Here is a 22095-nt window from a genome sequence, read left to right on the forward strand (position 1 = left end):
CGGCACGCAACGCGCTCACCGCGGCCTGCAGGTCGACTCCCGACATGCTTCGAACATACATTCGACCACCGACAAAAAACGGCCTGCGCGTCTGCGATGTCATGCGAGATAACGCGCTTGCGTCACGGTCTGTTTGGGGCGCCACCGGGATGGCCGGGGTCAGTGCGCCCCCTCGCAGGGAGCCAAGGGTGCTTCAGTTATATCCCGCTGAGGCTATATCCCGCTGGGGCCCATGTCCCGGTGATACCGCCCAATATCTGGGAGAGTCACCTCCGTTACTGCCCGCCTCACCTCCGTTTACTGCCCGCCTACGCGCGAATTATTCGCTGCCAGCGAATAATTCGCTGATAGCCGGGCAGTTGCACACATGGGCCCGGCGGGGGACTGGTGAGACTGGTGGTGCGAGTCGCCTGGCCCCGCCACGAATTCCACGTCCGGTCGAGTCGCGCCTGGCCGCAGCATCAGCCCCGAGAGACCTCGGGTAACCGGGCTCCGGCGAACACTCCGACGAGCCCCATCGCCGCGAGGAACAGCAACGCCCAAGAGATGTGGACGATCGCCAGCAGCGAGCTGATACCACCGACGATCAACAGGATGAATCCCATCGCCGAATTCGAAACCGCCACGTACACGGTCCGCTGGTCACCGACGGCCATATCGATGACATAGGTCTTGCGCCCCACCCGCACGCCGGTGTGCATCAGCGCGAGAGCGAAGTACACGGCGATGAACATCGCATTGCTCAACCAGCCCACACCGCTGAACCCGGGAAGCGCGACGATGACGACCGTCGCGATGACGATCACCGAAGACACGCCCGCGCCCACGCTCATGAGCCGCTTGCTCGAGCGGTCGGCGAAGCGGCCGAAGAGGCGACCGCCGATCAGCGCCGCAAGCCCGGAGGCGATGACGAAGCCCCCGAGACCGGCGAGGCTGTGGGCGCCCGACTGGATCGACAGCGTCACCACGAACGGTGTGCTCAGCGAGGAGACGAGCAGCAGGCTGCGCACCCCGACGAAGTGCCGGAACAGCTTGTCCTCCCGCAGCAGCGTGTGCGTCTGCCTGAACCAGTTCTCCGACTCGGTGAAGCTGTCGAGGTCGGAAGAGGCGTCCGGCTCCGGCTCCTCCCATGGCGCTTCGCCGGGCGGCTCGTGGACGCCTCGGTAGACCACCGCCACCGCAACCCAGAGCACCGCACCCGCGGCGAGCACCCACGCGAGTTGACCGGGCGAAAGATCCTCACCGCCGAAAAGACGGATTGCGAGCCCGAGAGTGACGGCGACGAGCCCGGCCGCCGTCGTTGCCACGCCGTTGATCTGGCCGCGTTCACCCTTCGGGATCGTTCGACCCTGCACATCCTTCGAAGCGATCGAGCACAGGCAGCGGCCCAGCGCGAAGACCGCGAGGCTGGCCACGATGACGACACCGGCGGCCAAACCCCTCCCGAGAGCCGCGGTGGCCGCCATCACCGCGACCGCGGCGGCCTGCACCAGCGCGCCCGCGATGAACACCCACTTGCGGTACCGCACCCTCAACACCAGCGGTGTCAGAAAAGCCTGCGGCAGCATCGAACCCGACTCACGGACCGGTACCAGCACACCGGTGAGGGCGGGAGGCACACCCAGGGTCGCGAACAGCCACGGCAGCACCGTCGATGCGTTGACCGTCTCATCGCCCGACGACTGCAGGGCGCTGGCGAGCATCAGCCTCAGTCCGTTCGGCGCGAGGTTGCGCCGCACCTCGCTCGGCAACTCGCGCTCGGCTTCCCGATTCCGCTTCAACAGTGCGGAATAGAGGTTTTGGACTGCGCCCATCGCGTCAGCGCCTCAATCGGGTCCTCAGAGACCGGCGGGCTTAGTGGTCCTCGTCGGCCTGCGTCTCGTGCACCGTGCCATGGGCGTGGTGCGGCGGCGCGTACAGGCTGTACAGCTTCAACGGCTCATCGCCGATGTTGGTGATGTTGTGCCACGACCCCTTCGGCACCAGGATGATCCAGTCGTCCGAGATCTCCTCGTCGAACGTGAGGTTGTCCTTTGACGGGCCCATCTGGACTCGCGCGCGGCCGTGCTCGAGGCGCAGGAACTGGTCGGTGTCGGAATGGATCTCGAGACCAACATCGCCGCCCACCGGGATCGACATGAGCGTGAGCTGTAGCTTCTCGCCCGTCCACAACGTCGTGCGGAACTTGTCGTTGGCTTCAGTGGCATCCTCGATGTTGACGACGTAGGGCTTGGGTCCGTGGTCGGTGAACTGGGCCAACGGTCTCTCCTTATGTTCGGGTCGCAGACGGCATTTCGGGCAAGCGTCGGTGGTTGCCCACCGGATGCCGACGACCCGGTTCGCAAACCCGAACGCGCGCAATGGCGCTCGGGCAAGCGGCCAGGTCATCAGGCATTGTCTGACGCTAACAAGCCGGGGTGCTCGCTTCCAGCAAGGGCAGCCTGACCTTGTGTATCCTGGCGGCCTTTGAGCGTGGCGGGAGACGTGGCGAGACAATGACCAGTGTGAAATTCTTTTCCGACCCGGTACTGGAGTCGATGGCGACGCGGCGGTCGATCTCGAAAGTGGGTCCGGACACGCCGGGCGACGAGGAGCTCGCCGAGCTCCTCGCGGCCGTCACGTCCGTGGCGGATCACAAGGCCCTGCGTCCCTGGCGGCTCATCCTCCTGCGCGGCGATGATCGGATGAAATTAGCCGAGGCGCTCGACGCGGCGGCAGGCGAAGTGCGCGAGCCCGGCGACTACAACACGAAACCCTTCCGCGCCGAACTGTTGATCGCGTTGGTCGCAAGCCCGACGGAGCATCCCAAGGTGCCGACCTGGGAACAGCACGCGGTCGCTGCCGGGGTTGGTCACCTGCTCGAACTCGCGCTGTGGGCCGCAGGGTGGGGCGTCATGTGGCGCACGGGTCTGCTCGCCAACAGTCGTGAGGTTCGCGCGGCCCACGGCCTGACCGAGCAGGAGCACTTGATGGGCTGGCTATACGTGGGCAGCATCGACGACTCTCTGCGTAGGCGTCTGCGCGAATCGAAGCGCCCTGCCCTCGATCCCCACCAGTTCCTGGGCCGCATGCCCCCGTAGCGGCAACTGCGCTCAGGAGTAGAACGAGTCGAGCAGCTCCTGGTTCTGTTTCTCGACAACCCCCCGCTTGACCTTCAGCGACGGTGTCAGCTCACCGTTTTCGATCGACAGGTCGTGGTCGAGCAGCTCCCACTTCTTGATGGTCTCCCACCGGTTCAGTTGCGAGTTGAGCTCGTCGACGTAGCCACCCACCATGTTCCGCACCGCATCCGCCTGGACCAGCTCCGCGTAGGACTTGCCGCCGAGGCCGTTGTGCTCGGCCCAGCCGGACAGCGCATCGGGATCCAGCGTGATCAGCGCGACGCAGAAGTTGCGGGATTCGCCGAAGACCAGAATGTGGCCGGCATACGGGCACAGGGCCATGAACTTGCCTTCGATGGCCGGCGGAGCGACGTACTTTCCGCCCGAGGTCTTGAACAGTTCCTTGATCCGGCCCGTGACCGTCAAGAAGCCGTCCTCGTCCAACTGGCCTTTGTCCCCGGTGCGTAGCCACCCGTCCTCGGTGAACGTCTCCGCCGTCTTGTCGGGCAGGTTGTGGTAACCGTCCATCACGCATGGGCCCTGCACTTGCACCTCGCCGTCATCGGAGAGACGCACCGACGTGCCGTCGAACACCTGCCCGACGGTGCCCAGCTTGTAGTTGTCGGGCCGGTTGATGAATGCGCCCGCCGCGGTCTCTGTCAGCCCGTAGCCCTCCAGAATCAACAGACCGGCGGCGTGGAACCATTCGGCGATGTCGCGGTTCAGTGGAGCGGATCCGGAGATGAAGAATTTGATGCGCCCGCCGAACACATCGCGCACCTTGCTGAAGACCAGGCGGTCGAACGCGGCGTGCGCGATCTTCAGCGGAAGCGGTACCGCCTGACCCGCCAGCCGGTAACGGTCGGCGTTGCGTCCCGCGGCGAAGGCGGCGGTGAACAGCTTCTCCTTGACCCCTTCCTGAGACGAGGTGACGCGCGCGTGGGCCTTCTCAAAGATGCGCGGAGCCGCGCCCATGAATGTCGGTTTCACCTCGGCCATGTTCGGCACGATCTTGTCGACGCGGCCGTCGATCGCGCTGGCGAAGCCGCACGCCAACTGCGCCGTGATCAACACCTTGCCGAACGCGTGCGCCAGCGGCAGCCACAACAGCTGCAGGTCGTCCTCGCCCAGAATGCCGAAATCGGCGATGGTGTTTCCCTCGTACACCCACGCCCGGTGCGACAGCCGCACACCTTTGGGCTTGCCGGTCGTACCCGACGTGTAGATCAGCGTCGCCAACATATCCGGCGTGATCGAGTCCGCCGTTGTCCGCACGCAGTCGGGGTGATCGGCGAGGTACTTGGTTCCAAGGCCGGCCAACTCGGCGATGGTGGTGACGTGGTCTCCGTCGCCCGAGCCGTCGAAGAGCACGACCTTCTCGAGGTGCGGCAGGTCGTCGCGCCGCTCTTTGAGCTTCTCCAGTTGCGTCTCGTCCTCGGCGAACACGACGCGAGACTGCGAATCGCTCAGGATGTAGGCGGTGTCGGTCGCGTTGGTCGTGGGGTACACCGTGGTGGTGGCGGCACCGGCACACATGACCGCGAGATCCGCCAGAATCCACTCGTACCGTGTGCTCGAGGCGATCGCGACGCGTTCCTCGGGCTGGATGCCCAGCGCCAGAAGCCCGGCGGCCAACGCCTCCACCTGTTGTGCGGCCTCTCGCCAGGTGAGGGAGACCCATCGATCCCGATCGAGTTTGCGGAACGCCTCCCGGTCTGCGGATTTCCCGACGCGGTCGAAGAACATGACGGCCACGTTGGCCGGCGACACGGTCGTGGATGGCTGGTTGGTGTCGGTCGACATCGCTGATCTCCTGAATCTCTTACGGCACCGGTGCCGTTCATGGTGCGCCTCTCATACCCAAAGCGGGCAGGTATGACGCGATAGGGCTGGAAGCCCCGATGTCGGCGTCGTGTTGTCCCTCTCCCTGGGGGAGACTTGAGCATGAGTACATGACACTGCACAAGAGCGATGGCACCGACATTCGACGCGATGAACTGCCCTGGGCGGTCGCGACCTATCTCACCGCGCACCGCGACGTCACAACCGCGCTGACGGCCTTCACCGCCGACGCCGCCGTCACCGACGAGGGCCACACCTACCGCGGCCACGACGAGATCGCCGACTGGATTCGCAACGCGGCCAGCGAGTACACCTACTCGACCGAGCTCGTCAGCGCGACCCGGTTCGGCGGCGCACACCTCGATGTCCTGCAGCATCTCGAGGGCGACTTTCCCGGTGGCGTGGCCGACCTGCACTTCCGGTTCACGCTCGAGGGCGAGCTGATCGCGCGCCTGGTGATCGAACCATGACCAGGACGTGGTTCATCACCGGAGGCACCCCCGGCGGGTTCGGGATGGCGTTCGCCGACGCCGCTCTCGAGATCGGCGACCGGGTCGCCTTGACCGTCCGCCGTCCGGCCGAGCTGACCGACTGGGCGCAGCGGTACGGCGAGCGCGTCCTGGTGCTGCCGCTCGACGTCACCGACACCGAGCAGGTGCGCGAGGCGGTGCGCGCGACCGAGGAGCACTTCGGCGGTATCGATGTCCTGGTCAACAACGCCGGCCGCGGCTGGTACGGGTCGATCGAGGGTATGGCCGATACGGCGGTCCGAAAGATGTTCGAGCTCAACTTCTTCGCGGTGCTGTCAGTGATTCGCGCCGCGCTGCCCGGTATGCGTTCCAGGGGCAGCGGGTGGGTCATCAACATGTCTTCGGTCGCCGGATTGTGCGGCGTCACCGGCTTCGGTTACTACAGCGCAACGAAATCGGCGATCGAGACGGTCACCGAGGTCCTTCGCGAGGAGGTCGAACCTCTGGGCATCCGCGTCATGGCGGTCGAACCAGGAGCGTTCCGCACCCGCGCCTACGCGGGTTTCGCCGACGAACCGATCGAGGAGTCCGTTCCGGAGTACGCCACTGTGCTCGAGCGGGTCCGCGACGCGATGGTCGAACAGGACGGCGCGCAGCCGGGGGATCCCCGACGTGGGGTGCGCGCGGTCATCGCGGCGATGGCCGAGGATCCGCCGCCCCGGCGGCTCGTCCTCGGCAGCGACGGTTACGACACCGTCGTCACCACACTCGAAAACTCCCTCGCCGAGATCCGGGCACATGAGAAGCTGTCCCGCGGTGCAGATTTCCCGCCTGAGAGCTGACGCGAGCTCAGACGGGATCCCCATCGGGAGCGACCCGGAACACCGGCCAGCCGATCTCCGTTCGCCACCGCGCCGGATCCGTCGTGTCGCGGGGCCCGACAACGTACGTTTCGTGGATCGGCCCGTCGACAGCGAGCGCATTGTCCACCACCCAGGCTCCGAGACGGCCGTAGGTGACGTCGAGATCGTCGTGCGGACCTTCGTGGACGGTGACGACCAGATCGACGGGCGGAAGCTCCACGACCTCGATACGGCCGGACGGCCGCGGGACGCGCACCGGCCGGAAGACCGTCATCGCCCCGACGGACTGGGTGAACAGTTCGTTGGCGTAGCGCCCGCCGGGTGGTCCGGTGCGCTCGGCTTCGGGGAATGCGGCATCCAGTTCGGCCATCGCCTCGTCGTACCACGCAAGCGAATCGTCGAGCCGCACAAGACCGGTGATCGCGGCGACCCGCCGCGCGGGAACCGACCGCAGCTCGACATCGAGGTCGGCCGGCTCCGGATTGAGCAACCGGCGCAGCGACACCACGGCGGCGCGCGTCCGGTCCAGCTCGCCTTCCAACCGCCGCACATGACCGGCGATCACCTCCGGGCGTCGCTGCGGATCCTCGGTGTCGAGGATGGCCCGGACTTCGGCGAGCGGCACGTCGAGTTGACGCAACCTGTGGATCACCTGGGCGGTCGGTATTTGTTCGGCGGAGTAGTAGCGGTATCCGGTGAACGGGTCGACGGAGGCGGGTTCGAGCAGTTTGGCCTCGTGGTAGCGGCGCAGCGTCCGCACGCTCAGGTGCGTCACCGTGGCGAACTCTCCGATGGTCAAACCCGACCGCATGCGGCCAGTCTGCCTTCTCGCCGTCTATCCTGCGCGCATGGGAAGCTCGCGAGTGTCCGGCGGCGTGGTGCACAAGCTGCCGACCGATCTGCGTAAGGCATTGCTCGCCAACGACACCGCGCTCGCGGCCTGGAACGACATCACCCCGCTGGCGCGCAACGAGTTCATCTGCTGGGTCGAGGACGCCAAGCAGGAGAAGACCCGCGAACGCCGGATCCGCCGGACCCAGGAGGAACTCGAAGAAGGTAAGCGCCGCCCGTGCTGCTGGCCGGGCTGCAAGCACCGTGAGCGAAACGGCAGATAGTCACTGCCCGTACGCGGGCGCCGTCTGCAGTTCCGGTGCCGCCGCGGCGAGCAGCGCCTGACGGTCACCGGTCAGCGGGGGATAGATCCGCTCGCCGTTGATGATCCGCTTTGTGGCCTTGGCCGCCGCGCCGGTGCTCACGACGCGCCGGTCCCAGCCCTCGGTGTACACCGCACCGGCCGCACCGAGGTCGAGCACCGTGACATACCAGGGGATCCGCAGCGTCCTCATGGGCAGACCCAGCAGGTCGCCGATCACGTTGTAGCCCGCGTACCGACCCATCGGCCTGCCGTGTTGACACGACATCACCGACATGTGCTCGTCATCCATCCGCGCGGCAGCCACGTCACCGGCCGCGAACACACCACTCACGCCCTGCACCCGTAGGTAGTCGTCGACTGCGACGCGGCCGAACCGGTCCAGCGGAACACCCAGCTGACCGGTCAGCGGATGGGCGCGCATACCGGCACACCAGACGACGGTGGCCGCGTCGATCACCTCACCCGTCGACAGCGTGACGCTGCGCTCACCGACCGCGGTGACGCCCACTCCGGTGATCACCTCGACGCCGTTGTCGCGCAACGCTTTCTCGATGACCGGCCGTGCGGATGCGCCCATGTCCGAGCCGACGTGTGCATTCCGGTCGACGAGCACGACCCGCGGTGTCGATCGCGGACCGAGAGCGTCCGCCAGCCTCGCGGGCAGTTCGCTGGCCGTTTCGATACCCGTGAGGCCGGCGCCGACCACGGCGGCCGTCGCCGACGCCGGGTCGCCGGGCCGCAGCGAGCGAAGGTGTCTCTGCAGCTTGTGCGCGGCGTCGTAGGTGTCGACGTCGAACCCGAACTGCGCCAGACCGGGGATGTCGGGTGTGACGACGCCACTGCCCACCGCCAGCACCAAGCGGTCGTAACTCAATGTCGCCCCGTCGGCGGTGCTCACCGTCGCGGCCGCCGGGTCGATTGTGGCCACCTCGGCAGCCAGGTAGCCGACGCCGACGGGATCGAGCAACTGCGACAGCGGAATTCGGCACGGTGTGAGGTCGGGTTCGTAGTTGCGCACCCGGATGTCGTGGTATGGCTTCGGGCTGACGACGGTGACGTCCACCGTGCGGACGTCGAGTTCGTCGAGGCGGCGCGCTGCGCCGAGCGCGGCCCACAGTCCGGCGAACCCCGACCCGACTACGAGAACACGCGCTGACGTCGGCATCGTCTCATCGTGGTGCGGCGACGGGGCGCGGGCAAGCACCATGACGAACTCGCGAACTGTACGCCAGGGTCGTGGTCGCCGGCATCCCGCGACCCTCCGGTACATTTCGCGAGCTTCACGACGTGCTGACGCCGCCGAGGCTAAATCAATCGCTTGATTTAACCAGGGCCGGGGTGTCTACTGAGTCGGTGACCGCAGCCCGGCCCCTGAGTGGACACCGATCGGAAGGGACGCGCGAAGTACTGCTCGCCGCCGCCGAACGCCTCTTCGCCGAACGGGGTATGCACGCCGTGTCCAACCGCCAGATCAGCGAGGCCGCTTCGCAGGGCAACAACGCCGCGGTCTGCTACCACTTCGGCACCCGCACCGACCTTCTGCGCGCGATCGAGAGCAAGCACCGGGTGCCGATCGAACAGTTGCGCGCCAGGATGCTGGTCGAGATCGGCGCGTCCGCGGACCTGCGGGACTGGGTCGACTGCCTGGTGCGGCCGCTGACCGAACACCTCGACCAGCTCGGCAACCCGAGTTGGTACGCCCGGTTCGCCGCGCAGGCCATGGCCGATCCGACCTACCGCGAGGTCGTCACCAAGGACGCCCTGTCGTCGCCGCATCTGGTCCAGGTGATCGACGGCATCACGGGATGTCTCGCCGAACTGCCCAAGCGAGTCCGCTTCGAGCGGATCGTAATGGCGCGCAACCTGCTCATGCATACCTGCGCCGAACACGAGGGGGCGCTGGCGCACCACGGTCGGCTCGCGCGGTCGCCCTGGAAGCAGGCCGCCGAGGGACTCACCGACGCGATCACCGGGCTCTGGCAGGCGCCGGTCCGTCGCACCGCTTCCGGGAACTCGCGGTGAGCACACGGCCGTGACCTACCTGGATCGAGCGCCATGACAACCGACGCGATCACCGCGGCCGACGAGGTCTTCCACTCCGCCACCGACGATCCGCACTGGAACGAGAGCGGATGGTTCAACTTCGCGATCCCCGAGCGCGACATCAACGGATTCGTGTACTACTTCCACGACGTCCGCACCGGGACCAGCGGAGGCGGGCCCGCGATCTGGGACCCCGGCGGCGAGCAGACTTACGACTGCCTGTTCTACGACTGGCGCTGGATCCAGCCTCCGACCGGGACATTGGATTTCACCGACTTCCGACTCCCGAACTCGTTGCGTCACAGGGTCGTCGAACCGATGCACCGCTACCGGCTGTCCTACTCGGAACTGGGACTCGACCTCGACCTCGAGTGGACGTCGCTGCTGGCGCCACACGTCCTCGGTGACGCATCCCCGCAGCACTGCCACTTCGACCAACCGGGCCGCATGCGGGGCACCGCGACGCTGAACGGCCAGCGCCTCGACATCGACTGCTTTTCAATGCGGGACCGCACCTGGGGCCCGCACCGCCCCGGGGCCCGCCGCTCCGGTGACTATCTGTGGGCCATCGCCGACGCCGAGTCCAGCTGGCATGCCATCACGATGGCGACCCGGTCCGGCGTCGACCGCGTGATCGGTGGGTATCTGCTGCGCGACGGAACGGTGGGGGAACTCGTGACCGGCGAGCGCCGCGTGCTCGACCGCCGCGCGGGCGCTCCCGTGCGGGTGGTGCTCGACGCAGAAGACGACCGCGGTCGCGCCCTGCACGCCGAAGGCGATGTGCGCACCGCGTTGCGCTGGCTCGGCTGGCCGGGACGGATGACGTTCTGGACGCTGACCGATTGGCGATGGGACGGCCGGCAGGGGTGGGGCGAGGATCAGGAGTTCTTCGCTCGCGAGCAGGTGCGGGCCCTTTTACGTTAGAGCGCACCAAGTTTCGTCACACCACCACGCGTATGCCACAGGTTCAGCACATTGATCAGCATCTGCAACGGCGCGCGCACACTCTCGTCGGACCGGATACGCGGATCGGTGCGGGTGGTGTGCGGGCCGGCATCGGGAAGCCGCTTGTGGATCAACGCCGGGACGTCGAGTAGCCAGGTGACACCCATCAGCGTCGCGTACAGGACAAGGTATCGCTGTACCGCGGCGGGGTCGAGCGTCGGTCCACCGCTGGCGAGCACCTCCTTGCAGAACATCTCGAGCAGCTCGTCGAGATGGTGGTCCCACAACGATGTCTCGGCTCCCGAAAGGGATCCCCAGACGGCCATCGACACGTTCATCCGGCTGACGCAGCCCCAGTCCATCAGCCCGCAGCGCAACTCTCCGTCGTCGTCGCGCCAGAACCAGGCGTTGTCGACGTTGGCGTTCCAGTGGCACAGCGCGAGGTAGTCGGGGTCGACGCTCAGCTGCTGCCACACTTCCCCTTCGCGCCTCATCAACTCCGTTGCCTCCGTGGTGATCTGAGACAGGAACGACGACGACCGCACGTTGGGCGCGAACAGACCCCGGTGATGCTCGACGAATTCGGCGAGCCGGCGTAGGCGGCGCTCGAGTTGACCGGCGGTGTACGCCGGCGGTTGGCCCACCGTCGCCGCCTGCAGGTCCACCGGGAACTGTGCGAGCAGATCGACGGGCAGCAGGCCCGACCGCTCGGTTCCCGCGAGCCGGGCCACCGCGGTCAACAACGCCCGATAATGTGTTGCCTGGTCCGGCATCTCGTAGTCCAGGCACTTGTGGTACTGCGGTTCGATCGCGCCAGTGCCGAACGCGATCCGCTCGCTGATCATCAACCCGGTGCCGGTTTCGCGGTGGAAGTCGGCGAACACGGTGGCCGGCACGGCGATCGGAAAGCCCGGGGCGCGGGTGAGCGCGGCGAACCGGGTTTCGGACTCCATCTGGGTGCGACCGATATCGCGCACCGCGTCGTCGAAGTCCCGGGAGAACTTCACGAACAGGTCGGTGTGCGCGTCGGGATGCTCGCGCGCGTAACGCACGCTCAGCAGGGCCTTGCGTCCGGTGCTGCCGCCGGACACGTCCTCGAAGCGCTCGATCGCGACCACCTCGTTGTCGTCGGGCAGCGCACCATAGGCGCGGAACGCCTCGGTGAGAAAGCCGGTTCCGGCCGCCCGCAGCGAGTCGGGATGGGCGGGGAACGCGAGTCCGGTCGCGTCGCCGCGCACCCAGTCGATCTTCACCATGTCTGTTCCGCCGCGCGAACGAGGATCTCGTTGACCGCGACGTGCCGGTCGCGGGTCACCATGTACCTCACGGCATCCGCGACGTCCTCGGGCCTCAGTTTGACCATCCCGGCTGTCCTGGATTGTTGAGCCGTAAGCGCCTGCGGGTCAAGGTGATCGAAGATCTCGGTCTCGACGGTGCCCGGTTCGACGATTCCCACGCGGACGCGGTTGCCGATGAGTTCCTGGCGGATGCCCTCGCTGAACGCGTTGACGCCGAACTTGGTCAGCGAGTAGACGGCGGTTCCCGGCCGCGCCACCCGCCCGCCCGTGGAGCTGATCGTGACCACGTCGGCGACGCCGCGGACAGAATCGGAGGCCGCGGCGATCAGATGGGGCAGCGCCGCACGCGTGGCGTACAGGACGCCTCGAATGTTGACCGACACCAGGGCGTCCCAGTCGGCCAGCGCCGCTTCGGCAGCGACACCCATCCGCAGCAAGCCGGCGTTGTTGATCAACGTGTCGAGGCGCCCCCACTGGTCGACGGTCGTCGCCACGGCGCCCGCCACCTGATCGGCATCGGTCACATCGGCGGGCACCACCAGTGCCCTGCCTCCAGCCTCCTCGATCTCTCCGGCGACCGCCCTCAAGCGCTCAGAGCGCCGCGCCAGCAACGCGATCGACGCGCCCTCGACGGCCAGCGCACGCGCGGTTGCCGCACCGATCCCACTGCTGGCGCCCGTCACCAACGCCACCGTCCCGGCCAACGCGGTCATCTGTTCCCCCCGTCCGTGCGCCCGAGGATGTCACCGAGCACATAGTCGTTGTGTTCGCCCAGAATCGGTGCTCCACGCTCGATGCGGGCGGGACGCGTCATCAGCCACGACGGCCCCAGCACGGGTCGCTGTCCCTCGAGCCGGTCGGACACGAACCGATACGTGCCGCGCCCCCAAAGCATTTCGTCACCGATGACGTCGGTGGCCGTTGCACTTTTGGCCGCGGGCACGCCGACAGAACGCAACCGACGCGCGAGGTCGGCAGCGTCATGATGGCGGGTCAACGCGCTCAGCTCGGCATCCAGGGCCGCCGCGTTGGATTGCCGCGCATCCACCGTCGGGTAACGGGCGGCGAGCGCACCGGCGCCCAGCGCGCCGCACATTCGGTGCCAGTCATCGTCGTCCGCGACGGCGACCGCGATCCAGTCACCGCCCGCGCAGGGGTAGCTGCCGTGCGGCGCCATGTCGGGGTGGCGGTTGCCGTCGGGCCCCAGCAGCATGCCGGTCAGGTTCTGCTCGAACAGGCAGTCGCCCACCATCGATGAGAGCACCTCGACGGCGGAGACGTCGACGAATTGGCCCTGCCCGGTGCGCTCCCGGTGCAGTAGCGCCGCCACGGCGGACATTGCCGCGGCCGCACCCACGGTGGAATCGCCGTAGCGCATGCTCGCCCCGAGCGGAGGGCCGCCCGGATAGCCGACCAGCGAGGCGAGGCCCGCCAGGGCGGCGAAACACGGCGCGTAGCCGGTCTGGTGGCCCAGCGGCCCGTCGTTACCCCACATCTTGACCGACACCGAGATGATGTCCGGTTTGAGCGCGGTCAGGTCCCGGTATCCGAGGTCTTGGCGTTCCATGGCCCCGGGCCGCAGGTTGTTGAGCACGATGTCGCTGTGAGAAATCAATGCCAACAGGGCATCCCGGCCCCGGGGAGTCTTGATGTCGAGGTCGACGCTGAGGATCTCGGGGTTGATGCTCAGGAAGTAGGGGGCGTGGTTGATGTCGGTGCCGCCGTAGGCGCGCATCTCCTCGGGAGTGGCCGAGCACTCGACCTTGATCACCTCGGCGCCGAGGAAGGCCAGCAACTTGCCGGCGTAGGGTCCCGCCCACACCTTGGTCAGCTCGACGACGCGTACACCTTGCAGCGGACCACCCCGCGAATCATTCGGGGTCTTGAGTTGAGGGTTGCGCACCGCGGGCGGGGTGTGCGGGCGCGAGAGCTCGGCCAGGACCTCGTCGGTGTGCTGGCCGAGCCCGGGTGCGGGTCGAGCGATGCGGGCCGGCGTCGCGCTCAGTCGGTAACCCACGGTGGGGTAGGCGCTTGTGCCCAGTGCGGGATGGGTGACGTCACAGAAGAATTCCCGGTGCCGGTACTGCGGTGAACGCAGGAGTTCGGCCGCACCGTTGACAGGTACCAAGGGAACGCCGAGTCCCTGCGCGGATTCCGCAGTGTCCTCACCCGGCCGGTCGCGCATCCAGTAGGCGAAGCCGCGCCGGAAGTCGGCGACTTTCTGGGGTGTGACGCCGAATTCCAGCCAGTCGTCCTCGAATTCGTCGAGCCATGCCGGGGTACCCATCAGCGTTTTGAGGCCCAGCCAGTGCGCGCGGTTGGTCATGTAGAGGTAGACGAAGCCGTCGCTCGAGGCGAAGAACGTCGCGGGGCCGGCCTGGTCGTAGTCGTCGCGGCGATTCTGCGGCGCGATCTCCCCGGTGATGAATCGGCCCAGAATGCAATCGGCCCGGGAAACCATGACGGCCTGCACTGACACGTCGATGTATTCGCCCCGCCCGGTGTGCATGCGGTCGAACAGTGCCGACATCACGCACAGGGCGGCATCGAGGGCGCCCTCGTAGTCGGTGAGGAACCGGCCGGGTCCCTTCAACGGCGGCCGGTCCGGGTCGGCGTGGCTGGGAGTGTGGTAGCCCCACCCGCTGGCGTGAAAGACGTTCAGCCCCAACGCGTTGTCGAGTGCGGTCGGTGCGGTGCGGCCGAATGGCGTGACGGCGCAGAACACCACGTGGGGATGACGACGGGCGACCTCGGCCGCTGTCAGTCCGTGCTCGGCGGCCCAGGTTGCGCTGTGGTCGTCGATCACCGCGTCGGCGGTGGCGATCAAATCATGTGTTGCGGCGGTGTCGAATTCAACGGATCGCTTGCTGGTGTTGAGGTAGGCGAACAGCGCGCTGCGCTCGGGACCGTCATCGCCACCGATGAGGGGGGCCATGGCCCGGGTGGGACTGCCCCACCCGGGCCGTTCGACTTTGATGACGTCGGCGCCCAGATCGGCGAGCAGCTTGCCGCAGTACTCACCGGCGACCCGCTCGGCCACTTCGACGATCCGGAAGCCGGTCAGCGCCGACATGCCGGTCAGGGCTTGTTGCGTCCCGACCGGCTCAGCCGCCACTCCGGTGGGAAGTTCATGTCGTTGTCCTTGACCACGTTGTTGAGCCCCTTCTCGAAGGTGCCCTCGGTGAGATCGACATCGTTGCGCTGGTCGTTCTGGATCAGCGGCAGCATTCCCTCGACCATGCCGGTCAACAGGCTGCCGAAGTACTCGCCCTTGTGCTGCTTGTACAACTCGAGGAAGGTCTTCTGCACCGCGACCGTGTCGGTCGGACGCGACTTCGAGCAGGCGAGCGCGTACTTCTCGGTCTCGGCTTCCAACTGGTCTCTGGGCACGACGCTGTTGAGGAAGCCGCACTCGTACATCTCTTGCGCGCTGAACGGCCGGCCGGTGAACAACATCTCGGAGAACTTGCGCAAGCCCATCGTCTCGGCCCACCACCACAACCGCGGGCCCCAGCCGACATAACGGAACGCCGGATGGCCGAAGAGCGCGTCGTCGGAGGAGACCACGAGATCGGCGTCGCCCGCCTGATAGAAATGCCAGCCGTAGCAATACCCCTTCGCTTCGATGATGCTGACCTTGCGAAGTTCCTGCAGCGGCCGGTTGCCGGCACGCGCCTTGGCGTAGAAGTCGGTCACCGTCGAGAGGTAGCGATACGAGCCGCCGGGCGGGTACTTGACGTCGTCGTCGTTGATCGCGAGTTCGTGCAGCAGCGGCATGCCCGGGTTCTCGAGCATGTCCCGCTGTTCGGGGAGATCGCCGCCGCTGCCGAAATCCTCGCCCTCGCCGCGGATCACGACGACCTTGACGTCGTCGTCGACGTTGCACTTGTGGATCATGTCGGCGTAGAGCTGGCGCATGCCCATCGTCGTCGAGTTCTGCGCCTCAGGCCGGTTGAACGTGATGTAGGCGATCCGGTTCTTCCGGTCCTTCTCGAACCGGATGTGCTGCTCGGCTTCCCGCTTCATCTCTTCGTAGTCGTACTCTGGCATCGTCGCTTCCTCCACTTTGTGTCATCTCCAGTAGGCGGCCCGGCAGCCGGGCAGCTGAACGCCTCCGACGCAATCGAATTCGTCAGCGGCGAAGACTCTGATCGTTATGCGTATCGCTCGTCCGTCAAACCACCACGGCAGGCATCGAGTCCCATCCACGCACGGTGGACGTCGGGCTGAGTTCGGCATCGGTGAGGTCGACGTGCCGGTCCGGGAATCGTTGAAGAGTCTCGTCCAGCGCGATCCGTCCCTCCAGTCCTGCGAGCGCGTTGCCGCGACCGGCCTTGATGCTCTCCAGAACCGCCTTGCGCGCCGAGCTGAACAGCAGCGCTGCGTCGACTTCGGCGTAGCGGCTCAGCGCATGGAAGTGGTGCTCGGCGCTGTAGTACAGCGGCGCGTGCACGCGGGTCCGGGCGAACATCGGATCGGCATCGCGGTTGAGGTGGGGGTCGTAGTGCACGTCCCCCGTCTTGACGGCGCTGTCTCGGCTGTCTCGCACACCTTCGTCAGCGCTCACCGTCATCTGCGTTCCGCCTTCCACCGGACCTCACTCACTAGCGGTGACGCCACACGCCACCGGCTCGTGGACAGTCTGTCAGCGCTCGCCCGCGGCGGGGCTGTTTAGACCTTCCGCTTAAAACGCCGTGTCCTCGTTCCAGCGGACCGTTTCCCGGCTACTAAATGGTCACCAAGATCAATGTTCCGGCGATTTGGTTTCGCCGCCGGGAAGCGCACGTTTCCCAGCGGACCTCCGGCTCGGACGTCGCGGTGTCACGGCGGCGTGGTCACCGACCACGACCTGCTCCGATGGCGGAGGATGAGGCCGCGCTGCCCACCCCGCGAACCAGTCGTCGCCATTCCGGACCTCGACTTGTGAACCAGTCGCGGCGAGGTTGATCTTGAGCCGCCATTCACGATGGTTCTTCGGTCGGCAAAGATTTGCAGCAATCCACTCGCAAACGTCACCAATAGCTCTGTATTGCGGGGCTATATCTATGTAACAATCGTCTATCAAACCCTCTCTCAACGAGGGTTCTCTTTTCGGACGGAGGCGATCATTCCCACGTCACCTTTGCGCGTCACGGCGGGTGTATGTGTACTCGCTGCCGGATTGCTGTTCGGCGCTGGCGGCGCCGTCGCCAGTGCTGACGACTCGAGTAGTGCGGGAACGAGCGGCTCGACCGGGGCCGGCCCGGGTTCCACCACCAGCGCCGACGGTTCGGAGACTCCCGGCGCGACCACCGGGACCGCGACCAGCACCACTCCGAAGATCGACCGGCGCTTCCGGCTGCGCCTCCCGGATTTCTCCCGGCAGTCGCCCTCGCGGCAGAACGGATTCAACCGGCCGACGACCATCCTGCGCGGCGGCGTCGAGACGCAGGCCGAGAAGGACGCGAAGCTGGAGGACTCCGACCTCGCGTCCGACAACGAGACCGCGGCGGTCGACGATGCCAAGACCACATCCGATCCGCAGGGGACTGAACTCGGCATCGAGGCGGAGACCACCGAGAACGCAACCGGCCCCGCCACCCAGGAACTGACGACGGAGACCGAAACCGGTGCTGAGGGCCCGGTGCCGACGGTGCCCGCCGATGCCTCGGGAACTCAACCCGACTCGAACTCCGCCGCAGACGATGCCGCGGCGTCACCCACCCCGCAGGCGGGGACGACCCCGCAGACGGGGACGACACCCGCAGTTGAGGTCGATGCCCCGGTCACGCCGGAGGCCAAGACCGCTGATCCGCTGACCAACGCGTTCGTCACCATCAACGGCGCGATGGTGACGTGGTCGGAGTCGCTCGCCGCGCTGCAGACATCGAAGACGCCGGTCCGAGATGCGATCACCTCGCTGCAGACCATGCTGACGACCGTGGCCGGCGCAGTCACGCGGGTGCCGTCGGACTTCTACGCCATGCTGGGCATCCCCACTTCGGCCGGTCCGCCCCAGTCGTTCATCGGTGGAAGCGGCACGCTGGACGCCAGGAAGGTCAACGCCCCGACCGGCGGAACACTGGTCGGACCCCATCCGGGTGAAGCCACGCGACCCGTGGTCCCCGCGGACAGCGGGTCGTTGTTCGGCACCATGGCCCCGCCCCCGGTACAGGGCAAGGTGGCCACCACTGACACCGTCCAACCGCTCTCGGTCTCGGGAACGGTGCCGCTGAGCACCGCCGCGGCGCCCGCCAGTGCGAAGTCCATCTTCGAGCACGTCATCGAGGCGGTCCTGGTGCCGGCATCGTTGACGGCTCTGGCTGCTCTGGCGTTGCCGGGTGTCGGCGCCTTGCTCATCGTCGCCGCGGCGGGCATCCGTGTCGGCTACCGGCAGGCGAAAGCCGCTGTCGCGCTGCGAGCCTCCGGTATCGCGCGGTTCGCCGGACCGGGTCCGCTGGGCGTCGTCCGCGCGGGCTCCATGGTTGCGCTACGACAGCGCGCCCGTGGGCCGCGCACCAAACGCGCGGTGTGCCCGGAGGCGGACCGCCTGGCGCGCAGCCACGAACGCGTCGCCTAGCCTGCGGCTACATCCTCGATTTGGCGTCGGTCAACGCCGCATCGATCTCGGTCCATGTGCGCCGCACGATGTCCGCGACCGGCAGCAGCTCGCCGATCCGGGACGAGACCTGTCCGGTGTTGGCCACACTGGCGTCCATATCGCCGTCGAAGTACAGCTCGGTGATCTTGCCCAGCAGGCGGGCGCCCGGGGCGTGAGCCGCGACCCGTGCGGCCAGCCCGGTGCGCAGGACGCGCATCGTCGGGTTGCCGGGGATGTCGAGCAGCACGGTCCCGGAGTCGTCGGCCGTCACGATCGCGTCCTTGAAGTTCGCGTGCACGGCCGCCTCGACGCTGGCCAGCATCCGGGTGCCCATCTGGACGCCTTCGGCGCCGAGGACCAGCGCCGCGGCCGCCGACCGGGCGTCGCACATACCACCTGCCGCGATGATCGGCAGGTCCACGTTCTCGGCGACCAACGGAAGAAGCACCATCGTCGACGCGCCCAGCAGCGACTTGAACCCGCCGCCTTCGACGCCCTCGACCACCAACGCGTCGACGCCGGCATCGGCCGCCTTGCGCGCGCCCTTCAAGGATCCGACGACATGTACGACCGTCATGCCGGCGTCGTGCAGGCGTGCGGTGAACAACGCCGGATCGCCCGCCGAGGTGAAGACGTGGTTCACCCCGGCCGCGGCCAAGATGTCGACGATCGACGGGTCGGCCTTCCAGCCTTGGATCATCAGGTTGGCCGCGACCGGCTTGTCGGTGAGCTCCCGCACCCGCTGCAGATCGGCGCGGCCGTCCTCGGTCAGCGTCTCGATCATGCCCAGGCCGCCGGCCTCGGAGACCGCCGCGGCCAGTTCGGCCCGCGCGATGTAGGTCATGGGCGCCTGCACGACGGGGAAGTCGACGCCGAGGAGCTCCTGGATTCGGTTGGTCACGACGTCATTCTGCGGTGAGGCCCGCCCGCGGCGAAATACCCTGGCCATTTTTACATTGAGTGCTCTATCATTTGTCGGACCGAGACCCAGTGGCAGCGCAGCCCGAGAGGACGTCGATGGCCAAGCCACCCCTGTCGATGAAGCCGACCGGATGGTTCCAGGTCGCGTGGTCGGCAGAGCTCAAGCCCGGCGACGTCCGGCGGATGAAGTACTTCGACCGCGAGATGATCGCCTGGCGAACATCTTCCGGCCAGGCCGTGGTGATGGACGCGTACTGCGAGCACCTGGGGGCCCATCTGGGCTACGGCGGCCATGTCGAGGGTGACGTCATCGAGTGCCCGTTCCACGGCTGGCAGTGGAACTCCGAAGGCCGCAACGTCTGTATCCCGTACCAGGACCGGCCGAACCGCGGCCGTCGGATCCGCAGCTACCCCGTCACCGAACGCAACGACTCGATCTACATCTGGCACGACATCGACGGACGTGCACCCTATTTCGACGCGCCGGACATCTTCGGCAGTTTCGGTGACACCCGCACCGCTGCCGACTACTACCCGCCGATGACGCTGCACCGCGAGGGCCTCGAACTGCATCCTCAGTACGTGCTGGAGAACGGCGTCGATTTCGCGCACTTCAAGTTCGTGCACAAAACACCGATCATCCCGGTCTTCACTCGCCACGACTTCGCCGAGCCGTGGTCGTATGTCGACTTCACCATCACCTTCGAAGGCGACGAGACCCAGTCGATCGACGACGTCCGAAGCGGTGTGGAAGCCATCAACGGTGGTCTCGGCATCGCGGTGACCAAGAGCTGGGGCATGGTGGACAACCGGACGATCTCGGCGATCACCCCCGTGGACGACCGAACATCGGATGTCCGGTTCATGGTCTACATCGGACGGACCCCCGGCCGCGACGACCAACGGGCCGAGGCCAAGGCCACCGAGTTCGGCGCCGAGGTCATCCGCCAATTCACCCAGGATGTGCACATCTGGTCGCACCAGCGCTATTCCGACCCGCCCGCGCTGGCGACGGCCGAGTACGAGGGTTTCACCGCATTACGCAAATGGGCGATCCAGTTCTATCCCGACGGCCGCGGCGGCAATGCCGCGGACCTCGAAACATCCCGCGCCACCACGTCATCCGAGAAAGGCCCGACCCGATGACCGCACACCCCGCCCGCCCGACACGTGTCTTCCAGGTTGCCACGGGCAACCTCGGGACCGAGATGATCAAGCGGATCGGGGAGCATCCGGATCTCGAGCTCGTCGGACTGCACTGCTACACACCTGAAAAGGTCGGACGTGACGCCGGTGAGATCGTCGGCATCGACCCGATCGGGGTGACGGCCACCGGCACGGTCGAGGAGATCCTCGCCGCCGAACCCGATGTGCTGACCTTCCACGGCGTGTTCCCCGATGAGGACCTCTACGTCCGGGTTCTCGAGGCGGGCATCAACATCGTCACCACGGCCGACTGGATCACCGGCTGGCACCGCGACACCAACCATCCGCATCCCTCGGGTAAGTCCGTGTCCCAGCTCCTCGAAGAAGCCTGTCGCAAAGGCGGTTCCACGTTCTACGGCACCGGGATGAACCCCGGCCTCAACCAGATTCTCGGCGTCGTGTGTTCGGCCGACGTCGCCGAGATCGAGAACGTCACCACGATCGAGTCCGTCGACGTGTCGTGCCATCACTCGCGCGACACCTGGATCGAGGTCGGCTACGGCCAACCCGTGGACGATCCGCAGATCCCGGGCAAGCTGGAGAAGTACACCCGGGTGTTCGCCGACAGCGTGCTGATGATGGCCGACTGCTTCGATCTGGAACTCGACGAGGTCAAGTTCAGCTACGAATTGGGCGCCTGCACAAAGGATGTGGACCTCGGCTGGTATCAGCTTCCGAAGGGCTCGCTGGGCGGGAACTACATCAAGTACCAGGGCATGGTCGACGGGGTCCCGCGGGTGGAGACACATCTGGAATGGCAGATGACACCGCACACCGACCCACACTGGGATATCAAGGGCTGCTACATCACCCAAATCAAGGGTGACCCGTGCGTGTACAACAAGCACATGATCTTCCCGAAGCCCGGCGTGGACCTGTCGAATCCCGAGAGCTTCGCCTCCATCGGAATGACGGTCACGGGAATGCCTGCGCTGCATGCCATCCGGTCTGTGGTGGCCGCGCCGCCGGGGTTGATCACCAGCGCCGACCTGCCGCTGCGCGGGTTCGCCGGCCGCTTCAAGAGTTAGGAATGCCCCAGGCCGCCAACGTCGCGCCGCGCCGCCCGCCCAACGGCAAGCAGGTCCGCGCGGACCGTACCCGCGCGATGGTCATCGAGGAGACGGTGCGCTGTGTCCTCGAGGAGGGATTCGCCGCGGCGAGCGCCAAGCACATCACCGAACGCGCGGGCGTGACCTGGGGGGTGATCCAGTACCACTTCGGTGACCGCGACGCGTTGTTGATGGCCGTCGTCGACGAGGGCTTCGGGCAACTGGTGGCCTGCCTGCACGACGTCCAGTCCGAACTGGGGGAGCACCACGGGCGCGCGCGCACCGAACTGGTGATCAACGCGGTCGCCGACGCCTTCCTGAGCCCGACATCCGTTGCGGCGCTGGAAATCTTGATCGCCACCCGAACCGGGCGCGCCGATGCTCAGCAGCGTCATCTGGCGGAGCTGTTCTCCACACTGACCCGGCTCGGCCGGTTCGTCGCCGAGGGCCTCGAGCGCAAACACGCCGACGCGGTGGGCAACCTGATCTGGACCACGCTGATGGGGGCGATGGTGGCCAAGATGGCGGTCGAGGAACCGGTCGACGTCGGCCGCGAGCTGCGGGCGTTGACCGACGTCGTCACGGCCTACGTCGAACTTCAGCTCCGGGCCGCGCGGTAGC

The 22095-nt window shown here is 66.9% G+C and carries 20 protein-coding genes and 1 pseudogene; 10 read left to right on the forward strand and 11 right to left on the reverse strand.

Annotated features, from left to right (window positions below):
- Positions 1-461 precede the first annotated feature (461 nt).
- Positions 462-1814, reverse strand: coding sequence for an MFS transporter (locus AU072_RS14205; RefSeq protein WP_064414370.1), 1353 nt, complete (start codon positions 1812-1814; stop codon positions 462-464).
- 40 nt (positions 1815-1854) lie between these two features.
- Positions 1855-2259: a cupin domain-containing protein gene (locus AU072_RS14210; RefSeq protein WP_064349516.1), complete on the reverse strand. Its 405-nt coding sequence runs from the start codon at positions 2257-2259 to the stop codon at positions 1855-1857.
- A 158-nt stretch (positions 2260-2417) separates the two neighbouring features.
- On the opposite strand from AU072_RS14210, the gene AU072_RS14215 reads away from it, so the two are divergent.
- A complete protein-coding gene (locus AU072_RS14215; protein ID WP_235629985.1) occupies positions 2418-3080 on the forward strand; it encodes a nitroreductase family protein in 663 nt (220 codons plus the stop codon).
- Between the two features lie 12 nt (positions 3081-3092).
- Here the strand turns inward: AU072_RS14215 and AU072_RS14220 are convergent, their stop codons facing one another.
- Positions 3093-4904, reverse strand: coding sequence for an AMP-dependent synthetase/ligase (locus AU072_RS14220; protein ID WP_064414371.1), 1812 nt, complete (start codon positions 4902-4904; stop codon positions 3093-3095).
- Between the two features lie 149 nt (positions 4905-5053).
- Here AU072_RS14220 and AU072_RS14225 point away from each other — a divergent pair, with 149 nt between their 5' ends.
- A complete protein-coding gene (locus AU072_RS14225) occupies positions 5054-5413 on the forward strand; it encodes a hypothetical protein (protein ID WP_064414372.1) in 360 nt (119 codons plus the stop codon).
- On the forward strand, positions 5410-6255 hold the full coding sequence (locus tag AU072_RS14230) for an SDR family NAD(P)-dependent oxidoreductase (RefSeq protein ID WP_064414373.1): 846 nt from the start codon (positions 5410-5412) through the stop codon (positions 6253-6255). The genes AU072_RS14225 and AU072_RS14230 overlap by 4 nt, the downstream gene beginning before the upstream one ends.
- A gap of 7 nt (positions 6256-6262) precedes the next feature.
- Here AU072_RS14230 and AU072_RS14235 read toward each other — a convergent pair whose 3' ends face one another.
- Positions 6263-7087 carry a MerR family transcriptional regulator gene (locus tag AU072_RS14235; RefSeq protein WP_064414374.1) on the reverse strand — a complete coding sequence of 275 codons (825 nt, stop codon included), beginning with the start codon at positions 7085-7087 and terminating at the stop codon, positions 6263-6265.
- Positions 7088-7124: 37 nt separating this feature from the next.
- Between AU072_RS14235 and AU072_RS14240 the strand changes: the two genes are divergently transcribed.
- Positions 7125-7391 carry a YdeI/OmpD-associated family protein gene (locus tag AU072_RS14240; protein ID WP_064349525.1) on the forward strand — a complete coding sequence of 89 codons (267 nt, stop codon included), beginning with the start codon at positions 7125-7127 and terminating at the stop codon, positions 7389-7391.
- Here the strand turns inward: AU072_RS14240 and AU072_RS14245 are convergent, their stop codons facing one another.
- Positions 7392-8597 carry an NAD(P)/FAD-dependent oxidoreductase gene (locus AU072_RS14245; RefSeq protein WP_064414432.1) on the reverse strand — a complete coding sequence of 402 codons (1206 nt, stop codon included), beginning with the start codon at positions 8595-8597 and terminating at the stop codon, positions 7392-7394.
- Between the two features lie 173 nt (positions 8598-8770).
- Between AU072_RS14245 and AU072_RS14250 the strand changes: the two genes are divergently transcribed.
- Both AU072_RS14250 and AU072_RS14255 read left to right on the forward strand, forming a co-directional pair.
- Positions 8771-9454, forward strand: a complete 684-nt coding sequence (locus tag AU072_RS14250) for a TetR/AcrR family transcriptional regulator (protein WP_064414375.1) — start codon at positions 8771-8773, stop codon at positions 9452-9454.
- Between the two features lie 33 nt (positions 9455-9487).
- Positions 9488-10399 carry a DUF7064 domain-containing protein gene (locus tag AU072_RS14255; RefSeq protein ID WP_064414376.1) on the forward strand — a complete coding sequence of 304 codons (912 nt, stop codon included), beginning with the start codon at positions 9488-9490 and terminating at the stop codon, positions 10397-10399.
- On the opposite strand, the gene AU072_RS14260 is transcribed toward AU072_RS14255, so the two are convergent.
- The 5 genes and pseudogenes from AU072_RS14260 to AU072_RS28010 all read right to left on the reverse strand — a co-directional run.
- Positions 10396-11676 (reverse strand): hypothetical protein, encoded by a 1281-nt coding sequence (locus AU072_RS14260; RefSeq protein ID WP_064414377.1) that lies wholly within the window; start codon positions 11674-11676, stop codon positions 10396-10398. The two genes, AU072_RS14255 and AU072_RS14260, sit on opposite strands and share 4 nt — an antisense overlap.
- Positions 11670-12431, reverse strand: coding sequence for an SDR family NAD(P)-dependent oxidoreductase (locus AU072_RS14265; RefSeq protein WP_064414378.1), 762 nt, complete (start codon positions 12429-12431; stop codon positions 11670-11672). The genes AU072_RS14260 and AU072_RS14265 overlap by 7 nt, the downstream gene beginning before the upstream one ends.
- Positions 12428-14791, reverse strand: a complete 2364-nt coding sequence (locus AU072_RS14270; protein ID WP_064414433.1) for a CaiB/BaiF CoA transferase family protein — start codon at positions 14789-14791, stop codon at positions 12428-12430. The genes AU072_RS14265 and AU072_RS14270 overlap by 4 nt, the downstream gene beginning before the upstream one ends.
- Before the next feature lie 5 nt (positions 14792-14796).
- Complete coding sequence (locus AU072_RS14275; protein WP_064414379.1) at positions 14797-15768, reverse strand: enoyl-CoA hydratase/isomerase family protein; 972 nt, start codon at positions 15766-15768, stop codon at positions 14797-14799.
- 124 nt (positions 15769-15892) lie between these two features.
- Positions 15893-16042 (reverse strand): annotated as a pseudogene (locus AU072_RS28010) (cytochrome P450); the annotation flags it as partial.
- 837 nt (positions 16043-16879) lie between these two features.
- Here AU072_RS28010 and AU072_RS14285 point away from each other — a divergent pair.
- A complete protein-coding gene (locus tag AU072_RS14285; protein WP_064416762.1) occupies positions 16880-18277 on the forward strand; it encodes a hypothetical protein in 1398 nt (465 codons plus the stop codon).
- Between the two features lie 7 nt (positions 18278-18284).
- Here AU072_RS14285 and AU072_RS14290 read toward each other — a convergent pair whose 3' ends face one another.
- On the reverse strand, positions 18285-19199 hold the full coding sequence (locus tag AU072_RS14290; RefSeq protein ID WP_064414382.1) for an NAD(P)H-dependent flavin oxidoreductase: 915 nt from the start codon (positions 19197-19199) through the stop codon (positions 18285-18287).
- A 116-nt stretch (positions 19200-19315) separates the two neighbouring features.
- Here AU072_RS14290 and AU072_RS14295 point away from each other — a divergent pair, with 116 nt between their 5' ends.
- From AU072_RS14295 to AU072_RS14305, 3 genes are read left to right on the forward strand one after another with little or no spacing between them, the layout of a single operon-like run.
- Entirely contained in the window at positions 19316-20365 is a 1050-nt protein-coding gene (locus tag AU072_RS14295) for a Rieske 2Fe-2S domain-containing protein (protein WP_064414434.1), read from the forward strand.
- Entirely contained in the window at positions 20362-21453 is a 1092-nt protein-coding gene (locus tag AU072_RS14300; protein ID WP_064414383.1) for an NAD(P)H-dependent amine dehydrogenase family protein, read from the forward strand. Before AU072_RS14295 ends, AU072_RS14300 begins: the two co-directional genes overlap by 4 nt.
- Positions 21454-21455: 2 nt before the next feature.
- Positions 21456-22094 (forward strand): TetR/AcrR family transcriptional regulator, encoded by a 639-nt coding sequence (locus AU072_RS14305; protein WP_064414384.1) that lies wholly within the window; start codon positions 21456-21458, stop codon positions 22092-22094.
- The last annotated feature ends 1 nt before the right edge of the window (position 22095 follow it).

This window comes from Mycolicibacterium novocastrense, assembly GCF_001499835.1.
GTDB classification, from domain to species: domain Bacteria; phylum Actinomycetota; class Actinomycetes; order Mycobacteriales; family Mycobacteriaceae; genus Mycobacterium; species Mycobacterium novocastrense.

What these genes read in the sequence shown, in the direction of transcription:
- AU072_RS14205 (WP_064414370.1), bottom strand. Translation starts at nt 1,814, where the DNA reads ATGGGCGCAGTCCAAAACCTCTATTCCGCACTGTTGAAGCGGAATCGG.
- AU072_RS14220 (WP_064414371.1), bottom strand. Translation starts at nt 4,904, where the DNA reads ATGTCGACCGACACCAACCAGCCATCCACGACCGTGTCGCCGGCCAAC.
- AU072_RS14225 (WP_064414372.1), top strand. Translation starts at nt 5,054, where the DNA reads ATGACACTGCACAAGAGCGATGGCACCGACATTCGACGCGATGAACTG.
- AU072_RS14230 (WP_064414373.1), top strand. Translation starts at nt 5,410, where the DNA reads ATGACCAGGACGTGGTTCATCACCGGAGGCACCCCCGGCGGGTTCGGG.
- AU072_RS14235 (WP_064414374.1), bottom strand. Translation starts at nt 7,087, where the DNA reads ATGCGGTCGGGTTTGACCATCGGAGAGTTCGCCACGGTGACGCACCTG.
- AU072_RS14240 (WP_064349525.1), top strand. Translation starts at nt 7,125, where the DNA reads ATGGGAAGCTCGCGAGTGTCCGGCGGCGTGGTGCACAAGCTGCCGACC.
- AU072_RS14245 (WP_064414432.1), bottom strand. Translation starts at nt 8,597, where the DNA reads ATGCCGACGTCAGCGCGTGTTCTCGTAGTCGGGTCGGGGTTCGCCGGA.
- AU072_RS14255 (WP_064414376.1), top strand. Translation starts at nt 9,488, where the DNA reads ATGACAACCGACGCGATCACCGCGGCCGACGAGGTCTTCCACTCCGCC.
- AU072_RS14260 (WP_064414377.1), bottom strand. Translation starts at nt 11,676, where the DNA reads ATGGTGAAGATCGACTGGGTGCGCGGCGACGCGACCGGACTCGCGTTC.
- AU072_RS14265 (WP_064414378.1), bottom strand. Translation starts at nt 12,431, where the DNA reads ATGACCGCGTTGGCCGGGACGGTGGCGTTGGTGACGGGCGCCAGCAGT.
- AU072_RS14270 (WP_064414433.1), bottom strand. Translation starts at nt 14,791, where the DNA reads ATGTCGGCGCTGACCGGCTTCCGGATCGTCGAAGTGGCCGAGCGGGTC.
- AU072_RS14275 (WP_064414379.1), bottom strand. Translation starts at nt 15,768, where the DNA reads ATGCCAGAGTACGACTACGAAGAGATGAAGCGGGAAGCCGAGCAGCAC.
- AU072_RS14295 (WP_064414434.1), top strand. Translation starts at nt 19,316, where the DNA reads ATGGCCAAGCCACCCCTGTCGATGAAGCCGACCGGATGGTTCCAGGTC.
- AU072_RS14300 (WP_064414383.1), top strand. Translation starts at nt 20,362, where the DNA reads ATGACCGCACACCCCGCCCGCCCGACACGTGTCTTCCAGGTTGCCACG.
- AU072_RS14305 (WP_064414384.1), top strand. Translation starts at nt 21,456, where the DNA reads ATGCCCCAGGCCGCCAACGTCGCGCCGCGCCGCCCGCCCAACGGCAAG.